This is a genomic window from Shewanella sp. SM95 (assembly GCF_025653595.1).
GTDB classification, from domain to species: Bacteria; Pseudomonadota; Gammaproteobacteria; order Enterobacterales; family Shewanellaceae; genus Shewanella; species Shewanella oncorhynchi.
On sequence record NZ_JAKKSE010000030.1, the window covers coordinates 43,245 to 50,477 of the forward strand.

Annotated in this window: 5 protein-coding genes and 2 pseudogenes; 5 read left to right on the forward strand and 2 right to left on the reverse strand. The window is 42.4% G+C overall.

Annotated features, from left to right (window positions below; translation table 11 throughout):
• The first annotated feature begins 519 nt into the window (after positions 1 to 519).
• Complete coding sequence (locus tag L5M29_RS21470; protein ID WP_173245966.1) at positions 520 to 2,373, forward strand: M1 family metallopeptidase; 1,854 nt, start codon at positions 520 to 522, stop codon at positions 2,371 to 2,373.
• A gap of 1,012 nt (positions 2,374 to 3,385) precedes the next feature.
• Here L5M29_RS21470 and L5M29_RS21475 read toward each other — a convergent pair.
• Positions 3,386 to 3,871, reverse strand: a complete 486-nt coding sequence (locus L5M29_RS21475; RefSeq protein WP_012588182.1) for a glutathione peroxidase — start codon at positions 3,869 to 3,871, stop codon at positions 3,386 to 3,388.
• A gap of 151 nt (positions 3,872 to 4,022) precedes the next feature.
• On the opposite strand from L5M29_RS21475, the gene L5M29_RS21480 reads away from it, so the two are divergent.
• From L5M29_RS21480 to L5M29_RS21490, 3 genes are all read left to right on the forward strand, one after another.
• Complete coding sequence (locus L5M29_RS21480) at positions 4,023 to 5,393, forward strand: magnesium transporter (protein WP_028760672.1); 1,371 nt, start codon at positions 4,023 to 4,025, stop codon at positions 5,391 to 5,393.
• A gap of 91 nt (positions 5,394 to 5,484) precedes the next feature.
• Positions 5,485 to 6,018 carry a GNAT family N-acetyltransferase gene (locus L5M29_RS21485; protein ID WP_263169994.1) on the forward strand — a complete coding sequence of 178 codons (534 nt, stop codon included), beginning with the start codon at positions 5,485 to 5,487 and terminating at the stop codon, positions 6,016 to 6,018.
• Positions 6,019 to 6,184: 166 nt separating this feature from the next.
• A complete protein-coding gene (locus L5M29_RS21490; protein WP_168823283.1) occupies positions 6,185 to 6,724 on the forward strand; it encodes a YfaZ family outer membrane protein in 540 nt (179 codons plus the stop codon).
• Positions 6,725 to 6,787: 63 nt separating this feature from the next.
• Here the strand turns inward: L5M29_RS21490 and L5M29_RS21495 are convergent.
• Positions 6,788 to 7,009 (reverse strand): annotated as a pseudogene (locus L5M29_RS21495) (EamA family transporter); the annotation flags it as partial.
• A gap of 71 nt (positions 7,010 to 7,080) precedes the next feature.
• Between L5M29_RS21495 and L5M29_RS21500 the strand changes: the two are divergent.
• A pseudogene (locus L5M29_RS21500) lies at positions 7,081 to 7,233 on the forward strand (IS110 family transposase); the annotation flags it as partial.

Genomic DNA, 7,233 nt, shown 5'->3' on the forward strand with positions numbered 1-7,233 from the left:
GACATAAAAAAAGCAACCTAAGTAGGTTGCTGTAAATTCCAATTCGGAATCTTGGGACGGTCGCGCTAGAAACCATCTAAAGGAGAATGATGATGAACGAAGAAACTCATTACAAAGATTCGGTTCATAATATCTGACTCAGCATCATCAAATTAGTTCAGGGAAAGTGCGAAATATTTTAAATAATTTTGCATTTTGTTTTTATAAAAAGAGGCTGACTCGATTTTTGCCAAGTTTGCACGTCTCAATTTTAGCTGCTTCTACTGTGACTACCGATAAATCCAGCAAGCTAGAGATAGCCTATTGCAAACTCGGTACCTACACCTAAAGATGAACTGTTACAAAAAACTTGTTCCTAAGGATCTTTAAAGCTCAGTTACGATTTGCCTCTGAGTAAATTTGCAGTCGATAATACCTCCCAATGATTAGTGATAAGTTATCAAGCCCGTCACCACAGCAAGGTAACTCATAACTCACTATTTAGAACATACCGCTCAAAACTTGAATATCGAGGCGACAGTGTTGCAACCAACTAAGAGTACATTAGCTGATGTAGCCCCTTGGGATTTAACCCGAGATTACCATTCTTTTGCGAATACCGAACAAGTGCAAGTGACCCATGTCTCTTTGGATGTCATGGTGGATTTTGACGCGCAGCGTCTTTTCGCTAAAGCGACGCTGTCCTTGGATTTTCTTGAGTGTGATGTAACAGAGCTTTGGCTTGATAGTCGAGATCTAACCATACTTGCTGTGACTTGCTTTAATGCTACAGAGGGGGTGAATGCATTAACAGAAATGGATGAAGAACCGCTCGACTTTGTGCTTAATGAAGCTGACCCCATACTCGGGCAAAAATTGTGTATCACTTTACCTGCATTTCTTTGCAGGCAGGTTTGTATTCACTATCAAACTTCGCCGTCTGCCCAAGGATTACAGTGGCTAGCGCCTGAGCAAACCGCGGGTAAACAGTTACCTTACCTCTTTAGTCAATCGCAACCGATCAATGCCCGCAGTTGGATCCCATTACAAGATACGCCTAAGGCGCGGATCACTTTTGATGCTAAGGTGCAAGTGCCCAAAGGCATGCGCGCCGTTATGAGCGCGATGAATCATCCCGATACGCCACTTAATGGTGTGTTTCACTTTGAGATGGAACAGCCTATTCCGACCCATTTAATGGCCTTGGCTGTGGGTGATATTGCCTTTCAAGCGATAGGTCCAAGATGCGGCGTGTATACCGAGCCGAGCATGCTAGCGGCCGCCGCAAAAGAGTTTGAAGATACTGAACACATGCTCGACGTTGCCGAGTCATTGTTAGGTCCTTACGTATGGGGCCGCTATGACATGATTATCTTGCCGCCGAGTTTCCCATTCGGTGGAATGGAAAATCCGCGTTTAGCCTTTTTAACGCCCACACTCATTGCTGGTGATAAAAGCTTAGTGTCAACCGTTGCCCATGAGTTAGCGCATTCATGGACGGGCAATTTGGTCAGTAATGCAACTTGGCGTGATCTCTGGTTAAACGAAGGTTTCACGACCTATTTTACTAACCGTATTGTCGAGGCTGTCTATGGAAAAGAACAGGCAGAATTAGAATGGGTAATAGAGTTTGGTCGCTTAAAAGAAGAAATCGCGTCTTTGCCTACGGGTAAGCAAACTTTACCCGCTAATGTGCAGCAGGACGATCCTAATCTTGCCTTTAATCGTTTTACTTATGATAAGGCTTCGATGTTTGTCCATGATTTAGAGCGCAGGCTAGGGCGAGTAGAATTTGATAAATTTTTACTCACTTATGTGAATCATTTTGCGTTTAAAGCCATTACCACCGAAGTGTTTGTCGAGTACGCAAAACAAACTTTATTGCAATTACACGCAGATAAAATCACTGAAGCTGAACTATTAACGTGGATTTATGGTGAAGGCTTACCTGAGGGCTATTGCGGACCAACATCCATGAGTTTAGATAAAGTCGATGATGCGCTGGCGTGTTTTTTACAGGGAACAGCAGCGGGCCGATTAAGCGTTAAAGATTGGCGAGTGCACCATTGGCAATATTTTCTGACCCAATTACCTGAAGTCGTTAGTCAAGTTCAATTGATGGATCTGGATGAAACCTTCCAATTAACCCAATCGACTAATGCAGAAATTGCCTGTGATTGGTTTCGAGTCGCGATTCGTAATCATTATGATCCTGTGTTGCCGGCATTAAGTGCCTATTTAGTGCGTATTGGACGCGGTAAATTTGTGCGGCCACTCTATGCTGAGTTACAAATTGCGGGATATCACTCTGAATTAAAAGACATCTATACAAAGGCTCGTGCAGGCTATCATCCTTCGATTCAAGTTCAATTGGACAAATCACTCAGCTTATAGAAATTTAGGTAAAAAAAATGGCAACCTATGGGTTGCCACAAAGAAATCAGTGTGAGATACAAATAGAATTCAATGCGCTAGCGTGTTTTCTATTGTGTCCCAAAAGGGAGATGATGATGAACGACCAACCAATTCGACTCAATGCGATAAAACAGAAACTGTGTCATTTGAGTGCATGAAACTGCGACTTCACATATTTCATTCTCAAGGTGCATTTAATCTTATCCGTTAATCCTTACCTATACTCAGAGTCGCCATTTTTAATTAAGTTCACTGATATCAGAAAAAAATCCCAAAAAGTTTCAAAAAGATTTTCTGGGACATTTTTCTGGGGAATACTGAGTGCTTACACTTAAGTGTTATATTTTTTACATTAAAATCATGGGGATAAAAATTAAATGCGTGCCAGATTTATTAATCTATGAGCTAGCGTTAGCGCTTGTTGAAATTTGAGCAAAAAAAATGGCAACCTAAGGTTGCCACAAGGAAATCAGTGCGGGATACAAATAGAATTCAGTGCGCTAGCGTGTTTTCTATTGTGTCCCAAAAGGGAGATGATGAACGACCAACCAATTCGACTCAATGCGATAAAACAGAAACTGTGTCATTTGAGTGCATGAAACTGCGACTTCACATATTTCATTCTCAAGGTGCATTTAATCTTATCCGTTAATCCTTACCTATACTCAGAGTCGCCATTTTTAATTAAGTTCACAGATATCAGAAAAAAGACAAAAAAAGTTTTTGAGAGATATTGAGTGCCCATACTTAGTTGTTACATTTGTTTTACATATAAAATGATGGGATAAAAAAAGGCAACCTAATGGTTGCCTAATGACCTATTCCTAGGTCAAGGGGACTGCGCTAGAAGCCCCAGGGAGATGATGAACATGAAAAAGACATTCACTGTTCAATACATTTGAGGGGCCTTGTACGGTTAAAGTTCCATAAAAAAATTAAAATAAATCTAAATTTTTATAAACTGCAAGATTTCAAATAGATAGTGATTAAATTATTTTAGTAAAGCAGCAATTTTACTTTCTAATGCTTCGGGTTTGGTCGTTGATGCAAATCTTTCGATTGCTTCGCCTTGGCGATTAACTAAAAATTTAGTGAAATTCCATTTAATACCTTGAGTGCCTAATACGCCGGGAGCGGCTTTCTTAAGGTATTGATAAAGTGGATGGGTATGTTCGCCATTCACTTCTATTTTAGAAAATAGCGGAAACGTCACGCCAAAATTCAATTCACAAAAGGCTTGAATGCCTTGTTCATCGGCTTTTTCTTGGGCGCCAAATTGATTGCAAGGAAAGCCCAAAATCACTAAGCCTTGATCTTTGTATTCTTGATATAGCGCTTCTAATCCTTTGTATTGCGGTGTAAATCCACATTCACTGGCGGTGTTGACGATTAAGAGTACTTTGCCCCGATACTGCTCTAAGCTTACCGCGTTGCCTTGAATGTCTGTTGCTGATTGGCTGTATATATTCGTAGTCATGTTCACCTCCGTAGGATCTTAGCCAAACAGCATAAACTTTAAAATAATTTTCAGCAATATAATTGCGCGCAATTTATTTTGTGGGTTTGCTAATTTACTTAATTATCAATATAGTTACAGCAATTTTGTGGCTAAAGAAAAGGGCATCTGTGTGATAGAAAATGACGCAGAATACGAAACAAACATGCAAGCGGATGTGGGGCAAGTAGTTCAACAACTCACTGAAGTTGAAGGCGAAGAACAGGCTGAAGTGTTTAGTGAAATTCTGAATGACTCAGAACCTGGAACCATAGCCTTAGCGCTTGAATCCTTGCCCTTGGATGAGCGTTACGAGCGTTGGCAGCAAGTTGAATTTGCTGACCGAGTGACAGTGTTGAGCTTAATGCGTGCCGATCCGCGCATGGGGATCCTGAAGCGGATGCCTGACAATGAAGTGGATCTGTTATTTGCGCAATTAAGCCCTGAAGATTTAATTGAGTGGAGTGATTATCTTCCTGAAAGTTTTACCGATCGTGCCTTGGCTCAGATGGGGGAGCGTCAGCGACAACGATTCGAACTTTATGATCAATATTCTGAGAATGAAATCGGCCGTTATACCGATCATCAAATGTTGGTGCTCAGTGATAAGGCGACAGTTGCTCAAGCGCAGCGCTTCTTTCGCCGTATAGAGCTCGATTGTAACGACAATTTGTTTATCGTTGATGATCTGGATAAGTATCAAGGTACTGTTCGTCGTTATGATATTTTTAAACATAATCCCGATGAATTATTGATTTCACTTTTGTCTGAGGACTGCCGTGCGTTATCCGCCGATACGAGTCTTTTAGAAGCGGCCGAAGCGATAGAGCACAGCCGCGAAATTGAATTGCCTGTGATTGATGAGTCCGGAGAGTTAATCGGCCGAGTGACGCTACGAACCGCAACGGCATTAGTGCGTGAGCATTATGAGGCGCAGTTGATGGCAACAGCGGGTATGGATGAATCCGACGACTTGTTCGCCCCGATTATGAAAGGTGCTCAGCGCCGTGCTGTATGGCTTGGGATCAATTTACTGACGGCTTTCCTTGCCTCAGCGACTATTGGTTTATTTGAAAATGTCCTATCGCAAGTGGTTGCATTAGCTGTGTTGATGCCGATTGTCGCTTCTATGGGCGGTATCGCGGGGAGCCAATCTCTAACGCTAATGATCCGCGGTATGGCCATGGGACAGATTTCGGCGGGTAACTTGTTTTCGCTAATGAAAAACGAACTCGGCATTGGCATAGTTAACGGATTTTTGTGGGCGATAGTGATAGGTTTAGTCTCTGGCTGGTGGTTCGGTGAAGCGACGATAGGTATAGTGATTGGCTGTGCGATATTGATTAATATGGCCGTTGCCGCTATTGCTGGGGTGATAGTGCCTATGGTGTTGCAGAAGTTTAATCAAGATGCGGCGTTATCGGGTTCAGTGATCTTAACGACAGTGACCGATGTGGTGGGTTTCTTTACTTTCTTAGGTATGGCGACGTTGTTATATCTGTAGCGTGGGTTCTTGGGTGAGTTTGGAAGATGAATGCACGGCAATTTGGTGTGCATTCACCGTATGTTGGGAACATTAACGGTTTAATCTGGATATGAATAACATTCAGTTTGTTATAGGTAAAAAGCCGGAAGAATTAGCGCTGGCGGCACAATTAATTGATGGGCGTGATGATAATGCTCATCCGTTGGATCATCAGGTCTTTTTCCATTCCCGTGCGGTGATCTTAGCGAAAACTATCGAGGGTGAGATTGTCGGTTGTGCTGCGATAAAAGCCGGTAAAGGCACTGTTGGTAAAGGCACTGTTGATAAAGGCACTGTCGGTGAATTGGGTTATCTGGTGGTATCGCCCCATTATCGGCGTCAAGGCATAGCACAAGGTTTAACGCAAAAACGTATCGAAGTGGCTAAGGCTTTAGGGATCTTGATTTTATACGCCACAATTCGCGCCGAGAACACGTCGAGTCAAGCTAATTTATTGAAGGCAGGTTTTCAGTTTTGGCGTAATTATTTGAGTATCCGTGGCACGGGAAATACTGTGGGTTGGTATTACTTAGCTTTAAGCGTTAATGTCGATGCTGAAGCGATAATGCAGTCTTTAGTTGGCGATCGTACCCCGACGGTCTAATTGTGTTGTAAGTGAAAATGCTTAGATCTTAATGTGTTTTCATCTTGTTTTACATTTGTAAATTCCTCGCAAATAATCCCTCTTTATACGCAAATAGGCTGATTTTCTTTATTTATTCGGTATGATCCGCGGCTATTACCCACAGTCATTATTGAGGTGTTTTTTTATGGCTAAGTTCAGAGTAGCAAGTGTCTTATTATTGAGTGCAGCAGCGCTGCAAGTGAATGCGTCAGAATTTAATCTTGGGTTGAACAACGATGTGGTTTCAACTGAGTTAGAACTGCAATTGAACAAAGATACTAACGCGGTTTTGGGTTATATCTATGCGGATGAAGGTGGCCATATCGCTCAAGGTGCAATGCACATGACTCATGATGCGGGTGTGCATCACTTTGAGGTCGGTGCTCAGTTAAGCCAGCTTTGGTCTGACTATTCACCCAATGGCAGTGCCATTTCTGTTGGTGGTCGTTATGCACTATCAATGGGACCCAATATTTCACTGCACGCCGCGGCTTACTATGCACCGTCTGTATTGTCATTTGGCAATGTTGATGGTCATTATGAATTAGACTCAAAAGTGCAATACCGTATAACGCCAAACATGGCACTTTATGTTGGTTACCGCAAGATTGCCTTCGAATACGATGATGCCCGCAATTTTACTTTCGAAGATGGTGTGTATATTGGCGGTAAATTCCGTTTCTAAGCACAAGGCATATTGATTTAGCTATATTGCGATCGTGATGTCGAATTAAAGAGCCGGCCGAGGTTAACTTCGCCGGCTTTTCCATTTCGCCTTTAGCTCACTGTAGCTTGGCAATATGGATGAGAAAATGACTAATCCAATACCGATTAAAATCACTAGGCTGAGTTCTTCATCGAGTATCCACCAGCCTAACAAGGCTGCAAAAATCAATCCTGTATATTCTACTGGTGCCATTTGGCTCGCATCGGCACGTCGATAGGCATGGATAATGGAATGGACCCATCCACTTTAAATCGGCCTCGCAATGGGCCACGATGTAGTCGCTAAAACTCATCAGAAAGAGGACGGGTCCACCTATGAAGATTACTACAATCGGTTTAGATATCGCAAAGTCTGTTTTTCATGCTGTTGGCGTCGATAAAGCGGGCAAGTTAATCAAAAAGAAAATGCTTAGACGCAAAGACTTGCTGCCCTTTGTCGCGAAAATTGAGCCTTGCCTTATCGTTATG

Bases quoted from the DNA above. Each gene is read 5' to 3' on its own strand.
- L5M29_RS21475 (WP_012588182.1), bottom strand. From the start codon at position 3,871: ATGACTACGAATATATACAGCCAATCAGCAACAGACATTCAAGGCAAC.
- L5M29_RS21485 (WP_263169994.1), top strand. From the start codon at position 5,485: ATGAATAACATTCAGTTTGTTATAGGTAAAAAGCCGGAAGAATTAGCG.
- L5M29_RS21490 (WP_168823283.1), top strand. From the start codon at position 6,185: ATGGCTAAGTTCAGAGTAGCAAGTGTCTTATTATTGAGTGCAGCAGCG.